Origin of the sequence: Epilithonimonas hominis (assembly GCF_003730015.1) — a bacterium.
Taxonomy (GTDB): Bacteria; Bacteroidota; Bacteroidia; order Flavobacteriales; family Weeksellaceae; genus Epilithonimonas; species Epilithonimonas hominis.
Genome location: NZ_RJTU01000034.1, coordinates 1 through 23,667 on the forward strand (window position 1 = coordinate 1; position 23,667 = coordinate 23,667).

The following is a 23,667-nucleotide window of genomic DNA, read 5'->3' on the forward strand; positions in this document are numbered from 1 at the left end:
CATAATATCAAGTAGTCATTAACTTAAATATTATTCCACCTTTAGATGAAAATAAACAGGAATATATCCAAGCTAAGATTTATCCTATATTTTATAAATCAAAACCTGATTTTGAACTCAGCGAAATTGATAAACAACTAAAGAAAGACGGTGCCAAAAGAACATCAAAGCATCACAAAAAAACAAAAGTACTTTCCGTAAAATTACTTAAACAATTTCAGGATGTATTTGGAGTAAACTGGAAAGACATACTAAAATGGGATATTAATGGAGAAAGAAGCTCACAGCCTGTCAAAAAATCTCACACCGAATATACTTTTGAAGACGTTTGGCACGTTCTAATGACTTTTGACGGACAGGAAAATCTTAAGAAATTTGCTTTAGAAAAGCTAATTTTAGATGAGGAAAAAGCGACTAAATTTTCTAAAATCAAATTGCAACAAGGTTTTGCGACTTTAAGTCTTTCTGCTATTAAGAAAATTCTTCCCTATTTACAAAAAGGGTTTTTATACAGCCACGCTGTGTATATGGCTAATCTATATAAAATGCTTGGAGAAAATGAAATTTCCGAAACATTGATTAATCATTTTTCCGAAGAGATTTCTAAGATTTTAAATTTGGATTTAGCTAATAGAAAAAATGCAGCGATTGTCAATAGTTTGATATCGGAAATGCTTAATGATGAAAACCGTTATTATATTACTGATGAAAGAGATTTGGATAGTACTGAAAAAAAACTGGTCTTAAAAAGCATTATTGATAATTACGGACAGGAAAGCTGGGATAAACTTGAAGAAGAAAGTAAAACAAATATTGTTACATACGTTTCACGAAAATACCTTGAGTTTTTAAAGAAATCTTTTTTTGATAAGAAAAATCTTTTTGTACAGCCTGAAAGAATTGATGAAAAGATATTTAATTTTTTAAAAGATACTTATCACGTTTCAGACGATATGAAGAAATATCTTTGGCATCCGTCTGAACAGGAAAATTATGCTGAAGCTGAAAATTATTTAGAATATTCGGTAGGAAAGAAAAAATATTACGTTAAAGAAAAAAACAGAAGCAGTTTTTTAACAAGAAATCCTGATGCAGATTTTGAAGGTCGGGAAATTAAATTACTAGGCAATCCTGAGCCATTAAGTAAAGGATTTAAAAATCCTATGGCATTGAAGTCTTTACACAAACTGAAAAAATTGGTGAATTATCTCTTGCAGACAGGAAAAATAGATGAAGAAACCAAGGTGGTGATTGAAATTGCAAGAGAACTTAATGATAAGAATAAAAGAAAAGCAATTGAGATTTGGCAAAAGGAAAGAGAAAAAGAAAATGATGCTTACAGAAAAGAACTTGCAGTTTATCGGGAACAGTTTCCTAATGTGAATCTTATCGATGAAGATACATTAGTCCGTAAAATCAGATTGTGGCACGAACAAAACAAAATTTGCCTTTATACAGGCAAGCCAATTTCTTTTTCTGACTTATTCATTGGTAACAAGTATGATTTTGAGCATACAATTCCTGCAAGTATCAGTTTTGATAACGAATTGAAAAATCTCACCATTGCCGACTCGGGATATAACCGTTTACAAAAAGGAAAGAAATTTCCGACACAATTAGTCAATTATGATATTGAACAGGTTATTAATGGTGAATTCTACAATCCAATAATCAGAAACATAGAATTTCTGTTTGGAGAAAGAAAAGTAAAAGAAAAGGAACTAAAAGGTAAAACAGAGAAAATAGTTACTTGGAAGAAGATTGAGGAGCTCGAAAAACTATTTGATGAATGGAAAAAGAAGGCTTCTTATGCAAGTACAAAAGAGTACAAAGATTTTTGTATTGTAAAGTATCACACCATAAAAATGGATTTGGATTATCTAAAAGCCAAATTAGCCACTTTTACTATTACAGAATATAAAGCAGGATGGAGAAATAATCAGTTGAGAGATACTCAGATTATCACCAAGTACGCTTTGCCATATTTTAAGACCTTATTCAAAAGAGTTTCTGTGGAAAAAGGAGGAGTTACGGATATCTTTAAGAAGGTTTATAAAGTACAGTCAAAAGATTCTAAAAAAGACAGAAGCGTACACAGTCATCACGCGCAGGATGCTGCAATTCTTACCTTAATTCCAAATGCTTTTCATAGAGAAAGAATTATCAAAGCTTATCAAAACGAAATTGATAACAGAACGGGCAAAACTTATCACGAAATTCCTATGGAATGGGATAACTTTTCTCAAAATTATATTTTGGAATTAAAAGATAAAGTTTTGATTAATAACCTTACAGATAGCCGAACGATTACTCAAACATCTAAGACAATAAGAAAAAGAGGAAAAATCGTTTACGACATAGATCAAGCGGGCAATAGAAAAAAACGAGTTGCAAAAGGTGATACAATTCGTGGACAGTTACACGGAGAGACTTTTTACGGAGCCATCAAACAGCCTTTAAGAGATGAAGACAACAAGATTTTATTTGATGAAAATAAAAAAATGATTCTTAAAGATGAAATTTATCTGGCTGTCAGAAAACCCTTGGTTTATAAAAAGGATGTAAATTCTCCAGGATTTAAAAGCCTTGAAGAAGTTGAAAAAGCAATTGTTGATAAAGATTTGTTTAAAATAATTAAAAAACAAGTTGAAGAAACAGATTTTAAAACAGCTTTGACTGAAGGTGTTTATATGCTTGATAAAAAAGGTAATAAAGTGAATAAAATAAGAACAATACGTTGTTTCGAAAATGGATTAAAATATACTACAGCAATTAAGGTTCATAATCACAGTTTTGTTTCTGACAAAGAGTATAAAAAATCTACATTGGCAACTAATGGTGAAAATACTTATTGTCTGTTTTACAAAAGTGATGCAGGAAAAGCGATGAGAATTCTTTCTATTGTAGATTTAGCGGAAATTAAATTAAAAAATGTTCAAAATCTTTTTACTGAGCCGGAGTTCTCAAATTTTGAAACAGGGAAAGGGAAAAATAAAATAAACCTGCCTCTTTATTCAGTTTTAAAAAGCGGCGATAAAGTCTTGTTTTATAAAGATAGTATTCACGAATTAAAAGATTTAGAGAAACCTGAATTATCCAACAGAATGTTTAGAATGTATCAATTTGAAAAAGATGGTAGAATTAAATTCCGTCATCATTTGGCAGCAGGTATTGATACTGAATTGAAAAAAGATAATCCTGAATATTCATCTGTAAATTTCAATGAGAAACAAATATTTTTAAGATTAAGACAAGGACAATGGAATTTTGCAATAGAAGGAAAAGATTTTGAAATGTATATTGATGGAACGATAAAATGGAATTTTTAATATGATCACCCGCTCCATCTACATTGGCAATCCCGCTTATCTTAAGCTCAAAGACGAGCAGTTGAAAATCCTCTGTCCGGAAACCAAAACGGAAAAGGGGAGTGTTCCTGTGGAAGATTTGGGGTTGTTAATGCTGGATCATTATCAGATTACCATTTCGCACAACCTGATTCAGAAAATGATGGGAAACAATGTAGTGATAGTAAGTTGCGACGCACATCATTTGCCACATGGGATTATGTTGCCTTTGTATGGTCATACAGAGCATTCGGATAGGGTAAAAGATCAATTGGAAGCCAGTGAACCGCTCAAAAAACAGCTTTGGAAACAGACCGTGGAATGTAAGATCGAAAACCAGAAAAATGTACTTATGAAACTGGGGAATTATTACGAACCGATGATTGAATATCAGAGAAACGTGAAATCTGGCGATATAACGAATATGGAAGGAATTGCGGCGCAGCATTACTGGAAATACCTCATCAGTCTGGATTTTTTGAGGCAGCGTTTTGGAGATTCACCCAATCAGTTTTTCAATTTTGGATATGCCGTGCTCAGAAGTATTGTGGCAAGAGCCATTGTAGAAACCGGACTCTTGCCTGTTCTCGGCATTTTTCATAAAAATAAATACAATCCTTATTGCCTTGCCGATGATTTAATGGAGCCTTATCGTCCGTTTGTTGATTTACTCGTGATGCAGTGGCTGAAGATTTATCCGGATACTGAAGAACTGACGAAGGAATTTAAAGCTTATATTCTCCAGATTGCGACCAAAGATGTACTTATTGATGACAAAACAAGACCGTTGCTGGTTGCAGTAAAAACTACGGCTTCGTCGCTTTACAAATGTTACACAGGAGAAAAACGACAGGTTTCTTATCCGGAATTGATGTAATTTTTTTATGGCAGCTTTATCCGCCTGTAGTTTATCCTGAGCGGAGTCGAAGGATTCCACTCAGGTCGGGCTGCAAACGTTATGACAAACAAACAATAGTCACCAAAAATGAACGCCGAAAGGTTTAATGCATATCGAATTATGTGGGTTTTAGTATTATATGACCTCCCGACCGAAACGAAAGCCAATATGAAAGATGCAAACCGTTTTCGGAAGGCTTTGATTGATGACGGATTTACTTTATTCCAGTTTTCGATGTATGTGCGTCATTGTCCAAGCCGCGAAAATGCAGAAGTTCATATCAAAAGAGTAAAATTTATGCTTCCGAAAGCCGGAAAGGTTGCCATTATGTGCATTACCGATAAACAGTTTGGAGATATCGAAATCTTTTTTGCCAGAAATAAAGAAGAACCGCCACCGACCTTTCAACAGCTCGAATTGTTCTGAATTTTAAATCCTGAGAACAAAAATAATCTACTGAAAATCAGTAGATTATTTTTTGAGGTTGTCCTTCATCACGAAGATAATAATTTTTGAAAGCAATTCACAACTAAAAATGGTAACGACATCTTTGCCGTTACGTTGTCCTTCATCACGAAGATAATAATTTTTGAAAGCAATTCACAACTAACTCGGTGTGTGTTCTGAATCTATCAGAGTTGTCCTTCATCACGAAGATAATAATTTTTGAAAGCAATTCACAACAACCAATCATCAGTTGAGTTTTGAGTTGTCGTTGTCCTTCATCACGAAGATAATAATTTTTGAAAGCAATTCACAACACAGCAATGAAAATCATTAACAATGTTGTCGTTGTCCTTCATCACGAAGATAATAATTTTTGAAAGCAATTCACAACTTATTCGTGAATCTTAATTTAGCATCCACAGTTGTCCTTCATCACGAAGATAATAATTTTTGAAAGCAATTCAAAAATGGATTGTAAGTTTTGATGCGGAAGGAAGTTATATCATGTGAGGAAGGTAGTAGTGTTTAAATAAATGCTAACTATTAGCCATTAAAAATAACTTGAAATGATTGAAAACTGTTTTTTGCGGTATTATTTTTTTCATTTTATTTAATTAAATCCAATTTTAATAACATCCATAATCAGCCTTGACTTACATAAAAAACAGCCTGTAAATATTTACAAGCTGTTTTTATTTATTCAGTGGAAAGAAAACTTAGTCAAGAGGTTTTCTGCCAGAGATAATATTAAACAATACCACTACAACAGCGATTACCAATAATATATGAACCAGATAACCTGTACTCATTCCTGGTACTACGCCCAGCATTCCTAATAGCCATACTACAATACAAATAGCAGCGACTAACCATAATAGACTTCTCATAATTTTATTTTTTAGTGTGATTGATGGGATACTATCACATACTGTGCCTTTTTGTCTCAGTTGTAAAAAAAATATTTTATTGTTGAGAATATTCTAAAAGGAGAGCCACCGGAAAATGATCGCTGTAACCACCGATATATCTTGATCCGGAGTAGGTTCTCAAAGGGAATTGACTGTTTTTTCTGTCTTTGTTGCAAAGTTTGGCGCTATTGAAAATTAGGGCTTTGTGAGAGGATTTTTCTATCTCAGAAATGAGAATTTGGTCAAACAAAACGCCTTTTTTACCGTGAAATGTAGAAAATACGTTGTGATCAAAAAGTATTTCAAAAGGATTTTTAACTACAGTATTATTTTCATCGTCTTTGCAGATTTCCTTAATTATATTTTGGTCAGGATTTTCGTTGAAGTCTCCCATAATAATGATTTTTTCACCTTTCTTATGTAGTTCAACAAAGATCGACCTTAATTTTTTCAGGATATGATTTCGGAGATTTTTCTTGATATCAAGATTTCTTTTTGAAGGAAGATGCAATACAAATACTTGGAATTTTTCATTACTAACCATTACCTCAGCCTGCAAAACATCTCTGGAATCGAACTCCGGATTATCGTCCAGAGGAAACTTTAAAAAGCTGAAACTTCGCAAAATGCACTTGTCAGGATTTAGTAACAATGCAACGCTTAAACCGCGAGAGTCGTCGGATTTTTGATAAATAATTGCATAGCTCTGCAATGGAGAATGTTCCTTGGTCAAATCTTCCAAAACCCGCAGGTCGCCAATTTCAGCTAAGCCAATAATTGCAGGCAACTGACCTAGATCGTCTTTTATAAAACGAAAAGCCTGACTTATTTTCCTGACCTTGAGTTCATACTTATAATCATCCCAATTGTAAAGAACGGGATTCTGGCTGTCATTAGGAGGAAAAAAATTCTCGACATTATAAAACAGGAATATTTCTTTGTTCATCAGTGATTGTTACCATTTTTTCCGGCGTGTGTAGATAAAGGTAATCACTACAATCAGAACCATTAAACCCAAAGTAAAATAATAGCCGTTTTTATGATGCAGTTCCGGCATATTGTCGAAGTTCATGCCGTAAACGCCAGCAATAAAGGTAATTGGAAGGAAATAAACAGAATAGATAGCCAAAAGTTTCATCACCTGGTTGGCTTTCTGGTCAGACAGAGCCAGAAACATAGAAATTAGGTTTACTGTCTGCGCATTCACGTGGTCAAAATCTGCGATCACATCCTTTTGCTTGTCCAGAAGATCCATCACTTCTACCTCTTCCAGATCCAGCGTTTTGAACTTAGAGATCCATTCTCCGGATATATTCAGGATTCTTGTGTTGAGTCCAGATTTTCTTTTCAGCTTATAAAGGCGTCTTATCTGGTTGCTTTGGTTGGTGTTTTTAAGAAAAATTTCATTCTCGATTGCATCCATAATTTCCAGCAGATTGCGGCTTTCATCATCAAAAGTTTTGATAATTTTCAGAGCCAGCCTCAGCGCCAGATGATCTCTGGATATGTTCTCCGGATTTTCTTTTTTCAACTCGTCGCAAACCTCGTAAATGCTTTTGCTTTTTGACCGGTGTGTAGTGATGATGAGTTTAGGAAGCAGGAAAATGCCTAGCTTACTACTGATGTCGCTGATGTTGTTCAGCGTTCTTCTTTCAAGATCCGTAGATTCCCTTGCCAGGAAAAATTTCACATCGCCCACTTCTTCAAACTTTGGAAGATGGTTCGGATCTATCGTATCTTCCAATAAAAGGTAATTAATATGATAACGCTCGTGCAGAAAACGGAGATCTTCATCCGTAGGCGCAGTCACATCGATCCATTCCCATTGCGCAGTCTTATATTTTTGTTCAATTGGCATAAAACAAAACTAAATAAAATCTTCCTATCAATTCAAATTTTTATTGGGGCAGCTATTCCGTCCTCCATTCCCGCTTTTTTCAGTTATTGCTAACATCTTTGTACATTTTGCAGACATTTTATCCATCGCAATAACAGAAAAAGAGCTCCATTCAGGCCGGGCTGCGTACAATTCTGCCTATTTTATAATTCACATTGCCGGAAAATAAATGCTTGATATTGAGTATTTTATTGGATAAAATTATGTTTGATCTGTGATTTCTTGCATATAGTTATGTAATAAATAAAATAATTACTTTTGCGGAAAATTTTAATTCATAAAAATGTTTAAAAGTGTGATTGCTGGTGTTGGGCATTATGTGCCAGAAAATACCGTTACCAATGATGATCTTTCTAAGCTAATGACAACCAATGACGAGTGGATTACGGAAAGAACGGGTATAAAAGAACGAAGACACAGGAAAAACCGTATAGACTCGGAAGAAACAACGTCTTTCTATGGTTTCAAAGCGTCTGAAATTGCTCTGAAAAATGCAAATCTTACCGCTAAAGATATAGATTATATCGTTTTTGCAACACTCTCTCCGGACTATTTTTTTCCTGGTTCTGGTGTGCTTTTGCAGGAAATGCTTGGATGTGATACTATTGGCGCTTTAGATGTAAGGAATCAATGTTCTGGTTTTGTCTACGCAATGAGTGTTGCAGACGCATTCATAAAATCAGGATTATATAAAAATGTATTGGTTGTAGGAGCTGAGATTCATTCGTTTGGGTTGGACTTTTCAGATCGTGGGCGTGGCGTTTCCGTTATTTTTGGAGATGGTGCTGGTGCGGTTGTCCTGTCTGCAACTGAAGGGGATAGTGCAAGAGGCATACTGTCTGTCAATATGCATTCCGAAGGAAAATATGCCGAAGAACTGGCGGTTAAATTTCCCGGAACCAAGCTCGGCTGGAGTGATGTACTGATTACTAATCCGGATTCTATCGCAGCTGAAGATATCTATCCAGTAATGAATGGAAATTTTGTTTTCAAACACGCTGTAACACGCTTCCCGGAAACGATTATGGAAGCGCTCCAAAAAGCAGGAAAATCAATTGAAGATTTAGATTTGCTGATTCCTCATCAGGCCAATATTAGAATAGCACAATATGTTCATCAACTATTGGGGTTACCAGATGAAAAAGTTTTCTTTAATATCCAAAAATATGGCAATACAACCGCAGCGTCAATTCCGATTGCTTTGAGCGAAGCGATTCAGGAAGGTAGAATGAAACGTGGCGATTTGGTTTGTATGTCGGCTTTCGGAAGTGGTTTCACTTGGGGGAGTGTTTTATTTGAGTATTAATTCGATAAGAATATTTTTACACTTATTTAATAAAAAAAATATCTCGCAGAGTTTGCTGATTAAGCAGATTAATTTCTAAGGATTTATATTCAGCTAAATCTGTACAATCAGCGAGAAATAAAAAGAGCTATTCGTTTCGGAATAGCTCTTTTCTTATTGATTAATTTTCTGAACAACTTTGTCAGACAATGTTTTCAATTGCTCCATTTCTTCGAGATTGAGATTCATTGCTTTTGCTAATTCAATTGGGATGTAACTTGCATTTTCTTTGAGTTTTACACCTTTTTCGGTTAAATTAATTTTGACAACACGCTCATCTTCCTTGCTTCGTTTTCGTTCCAGATAACCTTTTGATTCTAATCTTTTCAAAAGTGGTGTCAAAGTGCCGTTGTCCAATTGTAAAATTTCCCCAACTTGATTCACCGTCACATCATCTTTTTCCCAAAGCGTCATCATCGTGATGTATTGCGGATAAGTCAACCCAATATTTTTAAGAATAGGACGATAACACTGCATGATTTCGCGATGTAAAACATAAACAGAAAAGCAAAGTTGTTTGTCTAATTTTAATAAATCTTCCATATTGAGTTTTAGATTGAAGTCCTCTATTCAAAGATAAGTAATTTTGCTCCCTTTAGTGTTGGGAAAACAAATTTAGTCGTTGCTCACAGTCAGCTTAACTTCGATATTTCCTCTTGTTGCATTAGAATAAGGACAGACTTGATGTGCTTTCTCAATCAATTCCTGAGCTTGTTCCAAAGAAACTCCAGGGATATTAGCGTGCAATTCTGCTTCTAGACCAAATCCACCATTCTCGATTTGACCAATTCCGACTTTGGCAGTTACGGTTGTTTCGCCAGTTTCGATTTTGCTTTGTTTGATAACCAAGTTCAATGCGCTGTCAAAACAAGCTGCATATCCTGCAGCAAAAAGCATTTCAGGATTAGCAAAATCATCATTTGCTCCACCAAGACCTTTTGGCATTCTCACTTCCAAATCCAAAATTCCGTTATCGCTTTTTACGTTTCCGTTTCTTCCTCCTTTGGCTGTAGCGCCAATGCTGTACAATGTTTTCATTTTGTTGATGTTTAAATATTTTTTGATGAGACAAATGTATGGTGTAATATTATATTGTTCACAATATAAATTGAAGTTTACATCAAAATCAATCATTGATGTAAGCTATAATGTGTTTTTTAAATTCAATTTTAGATAAAATCATAATAACTATAATCCTTTCCAAGGATTTTTGGCGATTACATTTATTTTGCAGGAAGTTATCTCTAAAATATATTTGTCTTTTGCAAAAATTTTGCCCATTGAATAAATCAAGATTGATAAAATGGCAGTTTTTAATCTTGACTTAAATATTTTTTTTAAAATTTTAAATAATTGAAAATTAGAATTTTAATGTTTCTTTTGTTAGAAGGATGAAACAAAATATTTTTTTGGCACGGAATTTACAATGTCTCCTATGTAAAATTTAAAAATATGAAAACTTTAAAGCAATTGGTATTAGGTCTAGGAATTTTGGCTGGTGGAGTAGTTTCAGCTCAAAGTGCTGATATGACCAATATGTTCAAAGTAGGACTTAATGGAGGTGTATCTACAGGTGGTAATACATCTGCAAATCTAGGAGTAGATCTTTCTTATCAGAATCTGATTACGCCAGGTTTTGGTCTTGGTATCGCAACGGGTTATAACCATTATTTCGGTAAAAACGCTACAATTAATAACGTAAAAGTAGATAATAATGACTTCGGAGTAATTCCTGTTGCAGCATTGTTTAGAGTTTATCCTAAACAGACAGGAATTTATTTTGGTGCAGATCTAGGTTACGGTTTCATCGTAGGTGATGATAAGGTAGCAACAAGTTCTAATGCAGCTTATGCTAATGTAGATAGACCAGACGGTGGTTTCTATATCAGACCAGAAATTGGATACCATAATCGTGACTGGAACTTCTTTGTACAGTATAATAAAACTTTCACTGGAGACAAAGGACAAATAGCAGATCAGGATTACAATGCTGGAGCAATTGGTGTTGGATTCAGCTACAACATTCCTTTAGGAAAATAATCATTTATTTAGAAAAGCATACTGCTTTTTATAATAGAGCAATTAAACTATGACTTAATTAACGCCTGCATTAACTTGTGGGCGTTAATTTTTTTAAAAACTTATCATACATCAATACCAATTGTAGATGATTCTATTTACATTTGCATTGTTAAATTTAAAAAATGAAAAAAGCATTATTATTAGGCGTTTTGATCAGTGGATTAGCGTTTGGACAGACCAAAAAATTGGCAAGTTCTGATGTACACTGGTGGGGTTATAAAATTGCAAAAACAGAAGCATCTTCACACGATGGAACTGTGAATGTAAAATCTGGAAATCTTGTTCTTAAAAATGGTTCTGTTGTAGGAGGACAATTTGTCTTGGATATGACAACCATCAACGCAACAGATCTTTCTGGTGAATATCAAGGAAAACTGAATGGTCACTTAAAAAACGGTGATTTTTTCGAAGTTGAAAAATATCCTACAGCTACTTACAAAATCACTTCTGTTAAGAAAAACGCGAGCAAAGATTACAATTTTGTTGTAAACGGGAATCTTACAGTAAAAGGAAAAACAAATCCTGTTTCTTTCCCTGCAAAAATTACTGCAAAGAATGGGGTGGTAACTTTGGAGTCTGATAAGTTTTCTTTTGACAGACAAAAATTCGATGTGGCTTACAAATCTACAATGCAAGACGTTTTGGTAAAAGACGATGTTGATTTGAAAGTGAAAATCAGCGTAAAATAATTACCACAGTAATACAGAAATACCAAGAGCAGAATTTTTTCTGCTCTTTTTTTTATTTTAAATTTGAATGTTATTTCAAGTCATGGCTAAGTTTTACGTCTTTGCGAACCTTAAAAATGTTTTCAATTAATTCGAAAAATCTTTGCTGACTTTGTGTTCAAAAATCAAGTTAATGAAACTCTACACCATAAGCGGGCTCGGGGCTGATGAGAAAGTGCTCGAAAAATTGACTTTCAATCCAGAAATAGAAGTCGTTCACATTCCCTGGCTCATTCCGGAAGAAAGTGAAGATTTTCATCATTATGTTAATAGAATGGCAAATACAATTGATCATTCTGAGCCATTTTACCTTTTGGGATATTCTTTCGGTGGAATCATCGTTCAAGAAATTCACAAATTAAAGCCAGCAAAAAGAATTGTCATTTTAGGAAGTATCCGTTGCGATGCTGAAAAATCAAAACTGATTCTCGCAGGACAAAAAACTAATGCCGTAAAATATATCCCACTCAGAGTTTTCAATGGAAATACAACATTGTTTTATTCATTTTTTAGAAAATTATTTGACCCAAAAAATCCAAAACTTACCCAATATTTCCGAGTAAGAGACCCGTATTATCTCAAATGGTCTATGGATAAAATTACCAAGTGGAAATTCGATAAATTGCCGGATGTCATTCAGATTTTGGCAGACAAAGACATTGTTTTTCCCATCAAAAATTCCAAACCAGATTTCGTGATAGAAAATGCCACACATCTTTTTCCAGTTACCAAATCGAAAGAAGTTTCCGACATTTTAAAGACCATTTTTGTATAGAATTTTTATTTGGGCAGCTTAATCCGCCAGTAGTTTATCCTGAGCTTGTCGAAGGGCTCTCGCTATTTTTTGCCAGAAGTTTACAATCCAAAAAGAAACGGAGTAATCCGCAAACAGTGAACTCCACTCAAATCGAGGAACGAGATTCATCGATTCAAAAAGGGAAATAAAGAAAATGAGATCAGTCGGGCTGCGCTTCGCCAGAATCAACATTGGTCTCAATATCAGGATTTAACAAAATAATATTTCATATGTAGATAATTTGTAAAAATCAATTACTTTTACAACCGATAATTTTTTACAATTTAATGGAATCTATCAGTGTTTTTGATATTATAAAAATCGGAATCGGACCTTCATCTTCCCACACAATGGGACCTTGGAACGCCGCGAAAATGTTTTTGGATTTGGTACAGCGAAATCATTCTTTACAAGATGTGAAAGAAGTTTTTGTAGAATTCTTTGGCTCATTGGCAAAAACAGGAATCGGCCACGGAACCGACATCGCAGGAATGCTCGGTCTCAGCGGAGAAAATTTCCGAACCATTGATACCAATACGATTGACGCAAAGATTGAAAAAATAAAATCAGAACAAAAAATCCATCTTGGAGGAGAAGTTTGGTTGCCGTTTATCTATGGGCATCATTTGATTCTTAACAAAGAAAAATCTCTAGATTTCCATCCAAACGGCATGATTTTCAAAGTTATTTTCCAAAATGGAGAAGAGTTTAGTCAAGATTATTATTCAGTTGGAGGTGGCTTTGTAGCAACCAGAGAAGATAATTCTATGGAGGACAGATGTGTGAGAACGCTGTATCCTTGTCATCACGGCAGCGATATTCTGAAATATTGTGAAAAACTAAATCTTGATAAAATTTCCGATTTAGTTTTCCTAAACGAAGAATCTTGGAGAACGCACGAAGAAACACGTCAGAAAGCACTTGAAATCTGGGATAATATAAAAGACTGCGTTTATAAAAGCATCAACAAAAAAGGAATTCTGCCAGGTGGACTGAACGTTACAAGACGGGCTTCTGAAATGAATGAAAAACTTCTAGGAACTCAGATTTACAAAAATAAAAATGAATGGTTCGAAATGGTAAAGAATGAACAGAAAACTTTCAGTTCTGTTACCAAATGGGTTTCGTGTTTTGCTCTCGCTGTTAATGAAGAAAATGCTTCTTTCGGAAGAATTATTACTGCGCCAACTAACGGAGCAAGTGGTGTGATTCCTGCCGTTTTGATGTATGCACAAACTTTTACGGACTTTAATTCAGAAGAAGATATTATCAGATTTCTTTTGGTTGCAGGTGAAATCGGAACTATTTTTAAAAAGAATGCAACGATTTCTGCAGCAATGGGCGGTTGTCAGGCAGAGGTTGGCGTTTCTTCAGCAATGGCAGCGGCAGGACTGACTGAGATTTCTGGAGGAACGCCTGGACAAGTCTTGATGGCGGCAGAAATAGCGATGGAACATCACCTTGGACTGACTTGTGATCCAATAGGCGGATTGGTTCAAATTCCTTGTATAGAACGAAATTCTATGGGCGCAATGAAAGCCATCACAGCAGCTTCTTTAGCTTTGGATGGCGATCCAACAAAAGCAAAAGTGTCTCTTGACAGTGTTATCAAATCGATGTGGGAAACTGCTTTGGATATGAATTCAAAATATAAAGAAACTTCTGAAGGCGGACTGGCTGTCGCAGTGAATGTTGCCGAATGTTAACAGTAAACGAGTATGAAGAATGGTCTGTCTATAAATTCCGAAGACCTACAAAAAATAATCGAAGCTTTTTCAAATAAGCCGATTCTTTTAATATGATACTTCGATTCTAATTTTCTAATATCTAGCTTCTAATATTTATCTTTCCAATATTAATTTTATGTAATAAAGAATCGTTAAAAAAGAAGTCATTTTGTTAGCAAAAATAAAATTCGTATCTTTGCAGCAAATTAGACGATCTTTTTAAATGAATTTATTTACGGAATCCAATCTTAGCGCTGAAGTTCTTCAGGCGATTGGCGACCTCGGCTTCGTAGAGCCGACAGAAATCCAAAAACAGACTATTCCTTTTATCTCTACAGATACTCGCGATCTTATCGCACTTGCGGCAACAGGAACAGGCAAAACAGCAGCATTTTCGCTTCCGATTTTGGATATGATAGACGACAATAGTCGTAAAATCCAATTATTGGTGCTTTGCCCTACTCGTGAACTTTGCCTTCAGATTACCAAAGACATCAAAAATTATACAAAATACCTAAAAGACATCAAAACTACAGCAGTTTATGGTGGTAGTAGCATTATGGATCAAATCCGATCTTTGAGAGACAAACCGCAAATTATTGTGGGAACTCCGGGTCGTGTGATCGATATGATCGGAAGAAAAGCACTTGACTTTTCTGAAGTGCAGTGGGTGGTTTTGGATGAGGCAGACGAAATGTTATCAATGGGTTTCAAAGATGATTTGGAAACTATTCTTAGCGAAACACCGGAAACTAAGCAAACTTTCTTGTTCTCTGCAACGATGAACAAAGAAGTAGAGCGTATTTCTAAAAACTATTTGACCAATCCTCACAGAATTTCTGTTGGATCTATCAATGCAGTTAAGAAAAACATCAAGCACGAATATTATGTGGTTGGTTACAGACAGAAAAAAGAAGCTTTGAAGAGATTGATAGATGCAAATCCGAATCAATATTCAATCATTTTCTGTAGAACAAGAATGGAAACTCAGGAAATTGCAGATTTCTTGATGCAAAATGGTTACGCAGCAGATGCACTTCATGGTGATCTTTCTCAAGCACAGAGAGATACAGTAATGAAAAAATTCAGACTGAAAAACATCGATATTTTGGTGGCAACAGATGTTGCAGCGAGAGGTTTGGATGTGGATTCTTTGACGCACGTTATCCATTTCTCTTTACCAGATGATCCAGAAGTTTTTGTTCACAGAAGCGGAAGAACAGGACGTGCAGGTAAAGACGGAATTTCTATGGCTTTGATTAAACCAGAAGAGTCTAGAAAATTGAAGCAAATCAAATCTGAAACTAAAATCGATATCGAGGAGAAAAAAATTCCAACTGGAAAAGATATTATCAAAGCTCAGGTGGGTGGTGTTTTCGAAAAATTATTGACAGAGCACGAAGATTTCTTCCAATTTGATAATAGTTTGATTCCAGACCTTTCTAACTTTACCAAAGAAGAATTGGTTCATCAATTATTGCAATTCCAATTGAAAGATCTTGCAACTTATTATAAGGATAGAAACGATATCCAACAGCAAGAGCTTAGTAGTAGAGGAGATGACAGAGGAAGCAGAAGGGAGAGAGGAAGAGAGCGTGAAAGAAACGGAGAGCCAAGAGAAAGAAGAGAACGTAACGATAGAAATGACAGAGGTGGAAAACCAAGAAGAAAAAATGAAGATATGGTAAGATTCTTCTTCAATCTTGGGAAAAGAGACCAACTGAAAAAAGTGGATATGTTGGACATCATCAATAAAGCGACTTCTAAGTCCAAAAAAAGAGCTGATATCGGTAACATCGAAATTTTAGATAAATTCAGTTTCTTCGAAATAGAGAAGTCATACAAGAATGAAGTTTTAGATGGATTGACTACTATGAAATTTCGGGGAAAAGAAATGCGCGCTGAAGTTGCAAATTAATGCTTAAATATTAATTTTAACGCTTAAGATAAATTATAACAACCTGCTAATCAGCAGGTTTTTCTTGTTTCGAATCTTAATAATTATTTAATATAAAAATTTCCGTGACCTTTTCTTTTTTATCATATTTGCACAAATTAACAATAAAAATGGGAATAGGTAATATTTTCAGGGCATTCCAGCCAAAAGACAAAATTTTCTTTGATTTGTTCCTTCGCGTTGCGGAAACATTAGTAGAAATGTCCAAAACTTTTCACGATGGATTATTAGAATTCGACATCAATGACGAAGCACTTCTAAACCAGATGAGTGATTATGAACACAAGATGGATGACATCACCCACGAGATCTTTGTACAGTTAGGAGAGAATTTCATCACACCGTTTGACAGAGAAGATATTAATTATCTGGCAACAGGTTTAGATGATATTGCGGACTATATCTATGCATCTGCAAAATACATCTACCTTTACAAAGCTGGTGAAAATAAAGCCTACACGGAGTTTTCACTTTTGATTTACAAGTCTTGTCTTGAAATTAAAAAAGCTTTGGAAAACCTGAAAGATTTTAAGAATCCTGATGAAGTAAGAGAATCTTGTATCAAGATCAATTCTTACGAAAATATTGCGGACGATGTTCTTAGCCAGGCCATTGTAAAATTATTTGAAACCAACGATGCTATCCTTATCATTAAACAAAAATCCATCTTGGATTATCTGGAAGTGGTAACAGACAAAGCAGAAGATGTTGCTAATACGATGGAAAGCATCGTTATTAAATACGCATAAACGGGTTTTTACAAAACAAAAAAAACGAATGGATTTTCCAATTCTACTTATCATCATCATCGCATTGGCGCTGATTTTCGATTATATCAATGGTTTTCACGATGCAGCCAACTCCATTGCAACCATTGTTTCTACAAAGGTGCTTACACCTTTTCAGGCTGTACTTTGGGCAGCACTCTGGAACTTTGCAGCATTTTTTCTGGCAGCTTATGTTATCGGCGAATTTAAAATTGGTAATACGATTGCCAAAACTGTAGACGAAAACTTTATTAATCTGGAGGTTATCTTTGCGGGACTAATTGCTGCAATTACCTGGAATCTTTTCACTTGGTGGTTTGGTATTCCGTCTTCTTCCTCTCATACTCTGATTGGTGGTTTCATAGGTGCAGCACTGATGTATGCTTTTACCTCAGATTACCATAATGTGGTTATCAGTAATCCAGACAAGTCTTTCTTTGAGAATGTTTATCAGGCATTTAAACAACTTTTTTCACAGAGTGTTGTGAAGTATAAGGTAGTCATCCCAATTTTTCTGTTCATATTTTTGGCACCTTTTATCGGGATGTTTGTCTCTATTATCATAACATTGATTATCGTAAATATTTGCAAAAGAACCAATCCGCACAAAGCAGAACGCGCTTTCAAAAAGCTTCAGTTGGTATCATCCGCCTTGTTTAGTCTTGGTCACGGAACCAATGATGCTCAGAAGGTTATGGGAATTATCGGTGCAGCTATGATTTATTATCATGTTAATGTACTTCAGGATCCTCAATATCTAAACATTCCGGAAGCGGGAAGATTTACATATTTTGCTCAACATTACCTTTGGGTGCCATTTGTTTCATTCCTGGCTATTGGTTTGGGAACAATGAGTGGTGGCTGGAAAATTATCAAAACAATGGGAACCAGAATTACCAAAGTGACCCCTCTGGAAGGTGTGAGTGCAGAAACAGCCGGAGCTGTGACACTTTTTATAACAGATCACTTAGGAATTCCTGTTTCTACTACGCATACCATTACAGGTTCAATTATAGGAGTAGGTCTTACAAAAAGAGTATCAGCTGTGAGATGGGGCGTTACCGTAAGTTTATTGTGGGCTTGGGTGCTTACAATTCCTATCAGCGCAATTATTGCAGGTGTCACCTATCTTTTGGTAATTCTTATAAAATAAAATATTAGGGCGTATCCCCTTGGATTGCTCCCAAGACTAAAAAACCTCATAGATTCCAGAATCTATGAGGTTTTTTTTAGCGTAGAAACCCAAGCGGGTCGGTCTTCGGCAAGTCGCTCTGTACCTATGGCGCACAGAGGTTCCAACATTTGCCTTCACCCTTACGCAGCGAGAACGTAATTTTACGGTTTGTCATGGTAGTATTTTTTTAATCATTTTGCTTTGAAATCTTTTCAGATTATTGTCAAATCCGGTTTCTGAAAACGCTTAAAAATCGTATTTTTGCCTTAAACAAGTTTTCAAATGGAATTTCTAGATCAGTATCAGAAAATTGTAGCAGACGCTATCGAAAAACATACTTTCACCAACAAGCCGGATGAATTGTATCAACCAATGAACTACATCATTTCTCACGGTGGGAAAAGACTTCGTCCGATAATGTTATTGATGGCTTGTGATCTTTTCAAGGGTGATTTGGAAAAAGCTTTAAAACCCTCGTTGGCAATAGAATTCTTCCACAATTTTACTTTGATTCATGATGATATTATGGATGAAGCGCCACTAAGAAGAAACAAGCCTACAATTCATACCCTTCACGGGATCAACGTTGGAATTCTTTCTGGTGATGCTTTGTTAATTAAAGCTTATCAGTTTTTTGAAGATCTGGAGCCAGAATTATTCAAAAAATGTATCAAAATATTTTCTGAAACAGGAGCTGTTCTTTGTGAAGGTCAACAGTTTGATATCAATTTTGAAAACAGGTCGGATGTAAGTTATGAAGATTATATTCAGATGATTACTTTTAAAACAGGTGTTCTAAGCGCATCATCGTTCCAAATCGGAGCTTTGATTGCTGGTGCGTCAGAAGAAGATGCAGAAGCGATGTATAACTTCGGTAAACATATTGGTATTGCGTTCCAAATTATGGATGATTATTTGGATGTTTTCGGAAATCAGGAACAGTTTGGGAAAAAACACGCCGGAGATATTTATGAGAATAAAAAAACCATTCTTTATCTGCTGGCTTTACAACACGCCAACGAAGAAGAATTATCTGAACTGAATTATTGGTATTCTAAAAAAACAGATAATGTTGATAAGGTTTATAGTGTTGAGAAAATCTTCAGAAGAACTAAAGTAGATGACAAAGTTTTGAGATTAATCCAAAAACATAATGAGATTGGACAATCTTATTTGGATAAAATCAATCTTCCAGACGAGAGTAAATTACCTTTCCGAGAATTAGCAAATTATCTTTTGAGAAGAGAAAGCTAGAAAATTAAAAACTGTAAAATCGTGAAATTGTAGAATCGATTGTTGCATTAAAAGCGGTTTTACCAATCAACAATTCAACAAAAACAAAATGAAATTCAGGACAGAAGTAGAGATTAATGAGAGTAGGAAAAAAATAGGTATTGAAGATTGTATATTTTCGATTGGTTCTTGTTTTGCGACGGAAATGCACGAAAAATTTTCTCAAGGTCAAATTCAATCTCTTAACAATCCTTTCGGGACTATTTTCAATCCGTTTTCCATTTTTCAGGCTATTCAGCAGATTTATGATGCGAAAGAATATCAGGAAAAAGATTTGATTTTAGCTAACGAAAATTACATCAGTCTTGATCATCATTCGTCGTTTGACTCCAGATATGCACACAAATCTTTGGATAAAATCAATCAAAATATAGAAGAAGCCAATCAGTTTTTGCAAAGCACAAATTTTGTAATTATCACATTTGGAACTTCTTATATTTATGAGTTTTTGCCGCAAAACAGATTGGTGGCGAATTGTCATAAGATACCACAAAAGTTTTTTGAAAAACGATTTTTATCACATCATGAACTGACGGATTCTATCAATAAAACGATTGAAATTCTGAAAGACATTTGTAAAGATGATGTTCAGATTTTGTTTACGGTTTCGCCGGTTCGTCATACCAAAGACGGCATTGTAGAAAATCAATTGAGTAAATCTAAGTTGCTTACAGCAATTCACGAATCTATTTCTGGAAAAGAAAATTGCAGTTATCTACCTGTTTATGAGATTTTGATGGATGATCTTCGCGATTATCGTTTTTACAAAGATGATTTGATTCACCCTAATTCTCAAGCGGTTCAGTATATTTGGGAGAAATTCGGGAATGCTTATTTTTCTGATGAAGCTAAGGTTTTTATCAATGAAAATAATAAAATCTTAACTGCTCTGAATCACAAAACCAACGACGACAAAAATCCAAAATATCAGGAGTTTTTGGATAAAATCAATCAGAAAAAGATTGAACAACAAAAAAAAGTTAAACATAAAATATTTTAGTAATTATTAATTGTCAATGATTAATTGAATTTTGATTAATCATTAATAATTAACCATTGATAATTAATTATGATAGACACTCACACCCATTTATATTCCGACCAATTTGATGATGACCGTTCTGAGATGATTCAACGGGCTTTAGATCAAGGCGTGGAAAAATTTTTTCTTCCCGCAATCGATTCGGAAACTCATCAGAAAATGTTGCTTTTGGAAACCGAATATCCCGGAAAAATTTTCTCGATGATGGGATTGCATCCTTGTTCAGTACAGCCAGAATCTTGGGAAAATGAATTACAATTAGTTAAAAATTATTTGGATCAAAGAGATTTTGTAGCGATCGGAGAAATTGGGATTGATTTATATTGGGACAAATCAACTTTGGATATTCAGGTAAAAGCTTTTGAACAACAGATTGATTGGGCGATAGAAAGAGATTTACCAATTGTCATCCATACAAGAGAAAGCTTCGAAGAAACTTTTGAAGTTCTGGAAAGAAAAAAACACCCGAAACTCCGTGGGATTTTTCATTGTTTTTCTGGAAATTTGGAACAAGCACAGCATGCTATCGACCTTCAATTTATTTTAGGAATCGGTGGAGTAGTGACCTTTAAAAACGGAAAAATAGACCAATTTCTGAATGAAATTCCGTTAGATAAAATCGTTTTGGAAACAGACTCACCTTATCTGGCTCCCGTTCCTTTCCGAGGAAAACGAAATGAAAGTGCTTATGTCAAATTGGTTGCCGGAAAATTGGTAGATATTTACAAAACTGATTTCGCAGAGATTGATAGAATCACTACAGAGAATGCTTTGAAGCTATTTGAAATATAAAAACCGGAAATTACTTCCGGTTTTCTTTTTTATTTCTTTCTAAAAAATCCTTTGTTTTTAGGTTTCTTGAAACCTATTTCGGTCTTTGCCTGAGGTTTTTGCCTAGGTGTAAAAGGCTTGTTATTACTGTCTCTTTTCTGTTCAACCAAATTATCAGTATGATAAGGGTGATCTTTTACGACAGGAATCTTTTTCCCAATCAATTTTTCTGTGCTTCTAAGATTTGCCAAATCCAATCCATCAACAAACGAAAAAGAAGTTCCTTCTGAACCGGCTCTACCAGTTCTTCCGATTCTGTGAACATAAGTTTCTGAAACATCGGAAAGTTCGTAATTCACTACATATTTCAGCTCGTCAATATCAATTCCTCTTGCAGCAATATCTGTAGCCACCAAAACTCTTGTTTTCTTCGTTTTGAAATTGTTAAGTGCATTTTGTCTTGCGTTTTGAGACTTATTTCCGTGTATTGCTTCTGCCGAAATTTTGGACTGATGCAATTTTCTCGCGATTTTATCTGCACCGTGTTTGGTTCTAGAAAATACCAAAACTTGATCCAGCTTCGGGTCTTGCAACAGATGGACTAAAAGATCGGTTTTATCATCTTTGTCCACAAAATAAATACTTTGCTGGATTGTGTCTGCGGTAGAAGAAACCGGAGCAACTTCTACTTTTACTGGATTCACCAGAATATCTGACGCCAAATTAGCAATCTCTTTCGGCATCGTTGCAGAGAAGAAAAGGTTTTGTCTTTTCGGTGGAAGTAATTTCAGAATTCTTTTTACATCGTGAACAAATCCCATATCGAGCATTCGGTCTGCTTCATCTAAAACAAATATTTCCAGTTGGTTTAATTTAATAATTCCTTGGGAAATAAAATCTAGCAATCTGCCGGGCGTAGCTACCAAGATATCAACACCGTTTCTAAGGTCATTTTCCTGGTGATGTTGTTTCACACCCCCAAAAATAACAAGTGATTTCAGCTTAAGATGTTTTCCATAGGCTTGGAAATTTTCCTGAATCTGAATCGCCAATTCTCTTGTCGGTGTAAGAATCAATGCTTTTATATGATTTTTTGGCTGGTTTTTGTCAGATAAATTCTGTAATATGGGGATTGCAAATGCTGCAGTTTTTCCTGTTCCTGTCTGTGCGCTTCCTAATAAATCTTTTCCCTGTAAAATGGAGGGAATTGCTTTTTCCTGAATGGGTGTAGGTTGTTCGTAACCTTGAGAACTCAGTGCGTCTAATATTGGCTTGATCAAGCCTAATTGTTCAAATTTCAATTATAATATTTTAAATTAAAGAAAAATTCCTTCTAATGGAAGGAATTGATAATATTTTGCAAAGGTAGCTTATTTAAAATAAAGTCCGTCTGAGAAAATAATTTTGAGCTCGGACCTTACAGCATCCGTTATTCTGATGACATTTTTTTTTCGGAATCTCTCACAATAATTATTCAGAAAACTATCCGTGAAGTTTCTTCCAGATTGCATCTTTTAGTTCCTGTAGACCTTCACCTGTAACGCCGGAGAAAAATAATGGCTGTCTATTTTCTGGGAATTCTGCAGAGATTTCTCGTTTTAATTCATCATCCAAAAGATCAGATTTTGAAACAGATAAGATAAAATCTTTATCCACCAGTTCAGGATTGTATTCTTTTAGTTCGTTTTCAAGGATTTTAAACTCCTGAAAATGATCTTCAGAATCTGCAGGAATTAAAAATAATAAAATAGAATTACGCTCGATATGTCTTAAAAATCGGTGTCCGAGTCCTTTTCCTTCTGCTGCCCCTTCAATAATTCCAGGAATATCAGCCATTACGAAGGATTTGTAATTTCGCCATTCCACGATTCCCAGATTGGGTGTAAGCGTTGTAAAAGCGTAATCTGCAATTTTTGGTTTGGCTGCGGAGACGGATGATAATAAGGTTGATTTCCCTGCGTTTGGAAATCCTACCAGACCAACATCTGCTAAGATCTTCAACTCGAAAATCACATAACCTTCCTGACCTTCCATTCCGGGTTGTGCATATCTCGGTGTTTGGTTGGTGGATGATTTGAAGTTTTCGTTTCCAAGACCGCCTTTTCCACCTTCCATTAGAATAATCTCCTGACCGTCTTCCATTATTTCACCGATGATTTCTCCGTCTTCATTTTTAGCAATCGTACCTAGAGGAACATTGATATAAACATCGGCTCCATAAGCTCCGGTTAATTGATTTTTACCTCCATTCTGACCGCGTTCCGCTTTCACGTGTCGTGTGTACCGCAGTGGGAGTAGTGTCCATTCATTAGCATTACCTTTCATAATTACGTGACCGCCACGCCCGCCGTCTCCTCCGTCCGGACCACCTTTTGGTATATATTTTTCTCTTCGCAGGTGTGCGGATCCGGCTCCGCCATGGCCACTTTTACAATGAATTTTTACGTAATCTACAAAATTGGACATAATGTTTTTATTGATGGAAGAT

21 protein-coding genes are annotated in these 23,667 nt (G+C 35.2%); 14 read left to right on the forward strand and 7 right to left on the reverse strand.

What is annotated here, in order from left to right; all coding sequences use genetic code 11:
- The first annotated feature begins 341 nt into the window (after positions 1-341).
- From cas9 to cas2, 3 genes are all read left to right on the forward strand, one after another.
- Positions 342-3,329, forward strand: a complete 2,988-nt coding sequence (gene cas9, locus EGH73_RS04505; protein ID WP_245985417.1) for a type II CRISPR RNA-guided endonuclease Cas9 — start codon at positions 342-344, stop codon at positions 3,327-3,329.
- A gap of 1 nt (position 3,330) precedes the next feature.
- Positions 3,331-4,224: a type II CRISPR-associated endonuclease Cas1 gene (gene cas1, locus EGH73_RS04510; RefSeq protein ID WP_123280868.1), complete on the forward strand. Its 894-nt coding sequence runs from the start codon at positions 3,331-3,333 to the stop codon at positions 4,222-4,224.
- A 108-nt stretch (positions 4,225-4,332) separates the two neighbouring features.
- Positions 4,333-4,671 carry a CRISPR-associated endonuclease Cas2 gene (cas2, locus tag EGH73_RS04515; RefSeq protein WP_007842732.1) on the forward strand — a complete coding sequence of 113 codons (339 nt, stop codon included), beginning with the start codon at positions 4,333-4,335 and terminating at the stop codon, positions 4,669-4,671.
- 737 nt (positions 4,672-5,408) lie between these two features.
- Here the strand turns inward: cas2 and EGH73_RS04520 are convergent.
- From EGH73_RS04520 to EGH73_RS04530, 3 genes are all read right to left on the reverse strand, one after another.
- Positions 5,409-5,579 carry a lmo0937 family membrane protein gene (locus tag EGH73_RS04520; RefSeq protein ID WP_123280869.1) on the reverse strand — a complete coding sequence of 57 codons (171 nt, stop codon included), beginning with the start codon at positions 5,577-5,579 and terminating at the stop codon, positions 5,409-5,411.
- 76 nt (positions 5,580-5,655) lie between these two features.
- Positions 5,656-6,546 carry an endonuclease/exonuclease/phosphatase family protein gene (locus tag EGH73_RS04525; protein ID WP_123280870.1) on the reverse strand — a complete coding sequence of 297 codons (891 nt, stop codon included), beginning with the start codon at positions 6,544-6,546 and terminating at the stop codon, positions 5,656-5,658.
- A gap of 9 nt (positions 6,547-6,555) precedes the next feature.
- Complete coding sequence (locus EGH73_RS04530) at positions 6,556-7,458, reverse strand: magnesium transporter CorA family protein (protein ID WP_123280871.1); 903 nt, start codon at positions 7,456-7,458, stop codon at positions 6,556-6,558.
- A gap of 322 nt (positions 7,459-7,780) precedes the next feature.
- On the opposite strand from EGH73_RS04530, the gene EGH73_RS04535 reads away from it, so the two are divergent.
- On the forward strand, positions 7,781-8,803 hold the full coding sequence (locus tag EGH73_RS04535; protein WP_123280872.1) for a 3-oxoacyl-ACP synthase III family protein: 1,023 nt from the start codon (positions 7,781-7,783) through the stop codon (positions 8,801-8,803).
- A gap of 153 nt (positions 8,804-8,956) precedes the next feature.
- On the opposite strand, the gene EGH73_RS04540 is transcribed toward EGH73_RS04535, so the two are convergent.
- Both EGH73_RS04540 and EGH73_RS04545 read right to left on the reverse strand, forming a co-directional pair.
- The gene (locus EGH73_RS04540) at positions 8,957-9,385 is read right to left on the reverse strand and encodes a MarR family winged helix-turn-helix transcriptional regulator (RefSeq protein WP_123280873.1); all 429 of its coding nucleotides are present in this window, start codon (positions 9,383-9,385) and stop codon (positions 8,957-8,959) included.
- A gap of 72 nt (positions 9,386-9,457) precedes the next feature.
- Positions 9,458-9,880 (reverse strand): organic hydroperoxide resistance protein, encoded by a 423-nt coding sequence (locus EGH73_RS04545; RefSeq protein WP_123280996.1) that lies wholly within the window; start codon positions 9,878-9,880, stop codon positions 9,458-9,460.
- Positions 9,881-10,294: 414 nt separating this feature from the next.
- Here EGH73_RS04545 and EGH73_RS04550 point away from each other — a divergent pair, with 414 nt between their 5' ends.
- From EGH73_RS04550 to EGH73_RS04600, 10 genes are all read left to right on the forward strand, one after another.
- Complete coding sequence (locus EGH73_RS04550; RefSeq protein ID WP_123280874.1) at positions 10,295-10,882, forward strand: hypothetical protein; 588 nt, start codon at positions 10,295-10,297, stop codon at positions 10,880-10,882.
- 164 nt (positions 10,883-11,046) lie between these two features.
- Positions 11,047-11,613 (forward strand): YceI family protein, encoded by a 567-nt coding sequence (locus EGH73_RS04555; RefSeq protein WP_123280875.1) that lies wholly within the window; start codon positions 11,047-11,049, stop codon positions 11,611-11,613.
- Between the two features lie 172 nt (positions 11,614-11,785).
- On the forward strand, positions 11,786-12,427 hold the full coding sequence (locus EGH73_RS04560) for an alpha/beta hydrolase (protein WP_123280876.1): 642 nt from the start codon (positions 11,786-11,788) through the stop codon (positions 12,425-12,427).
- Positions 12,428-12,735: 308 nt separating this feature from the next.
- A complete protein-coding gene (locus tag EGH73_RS04570) occupies positions 12,736-14,154 on the forward strand; it encodes an L-serine ammonia-lyase (RefSeq protein ID WP_123280878.1) in 1,419 nt (472 codons plus the stop codon).
- A 244-nt stretch (positions 14,155-14,398) separates the two neighbouring features.
- On the forward strand, positions 14,399-16,093 hold the full coding sequence (locus EGH73_RS04575) for a DEAD/DEAH box helicase (protein WP_123280879.1): 1,695 nt from the start codon (positions 14,399-14,401) through the stop codon (positions 16,091-16,093).
- Positions 16,094-16,242: 149 nt separating this feature from the next.
- On the forward strand, positions 16,243-16,881 hold the full coding sequence (locus tag EGH73_RS04580; protein WP_123280880.1) for a DUF47 domain-containing protein: 639 nt from the start codon (positions 16,243-16,245) through the stop codon (positions 16,879-16,881).
- A 28-nt stretch (positions 16,882-16,909) separates the two neighbouring features.
- A complete protein-coding gene (locus EGH73_RS04585) occupies positions 16,910-18,052 on the forward strand; it encodes an inorganic phosphate transporter (protein ID WP_123280881.1) in 1,143 nt (380 codons plus the stop codon).
- Positions 18,053-18,355: 303 nt separating this feature from the next.
- Entirely contained in the window at positions 18,356-19,327 is a 972-nt protein-coding gene (locus EGH73_RS04590) for a polyprenyl synthetase family protein (protein WP_123280882.1), read from the forward strand.
- 88 nt (positions 19,328-19,415) lie between these two features.
- Complete coding sequence (locus EGH73_RS04595; protein ID WP_123280883.1) at positions 19,416-20,366, forward strand: GSCFA domain-containing protein; 951 nt, start codon at positions 19,416-19,418, stop codon at positions 20,364-20,366.
- A 69-nt stretch (positions 20,367-20,435) separates the two neighbouring features.
- Positions 20,436-21,200 carry a TatD family hydrolase gene (locus EGH73_RS04600; protein ID WP_123280884.1) on the forward strand — a complete coding sequence of 255 codons (765 nt, stop codon included), beginning with the start codon at positions 20,436-20,438 and terminating at the stop codon, positions 21,198-21,200.
- 29 nt (positions 21,201-21,229) lie between these two features.
- On the opposite strand, the gene EGH73_RS04605 is transcribed toward EGH73_RS04600, so the two are convergent.
- Positions 21,230-22,480, reverse strand: a complete 1,251-nt coding sequence (locus EGH73_RS04605; RefSeq protein ID WP_123280885.1) for a DEAD/DEAH box helicase — start codon at positions 22,478-22,480, stop codon at positions 21,230-21,232.
- A gap of 181 nt (positions 22,481-22,661) precedes the next feature.
- Positions 22,662-23,645 (reverse strand): GTPase ObgE, encoded by a 984-nt coding sequence (gene obgE / locus EGH73_RS04610; RefSeq protein WP_089767602.1) that lies wholly within the window; start codon positions 23,643-23,645, stop codon positions 22,662-22,664.
- Between the last annotated feature and the right edge of the window lie 22 nt (positions 23,646-23,667).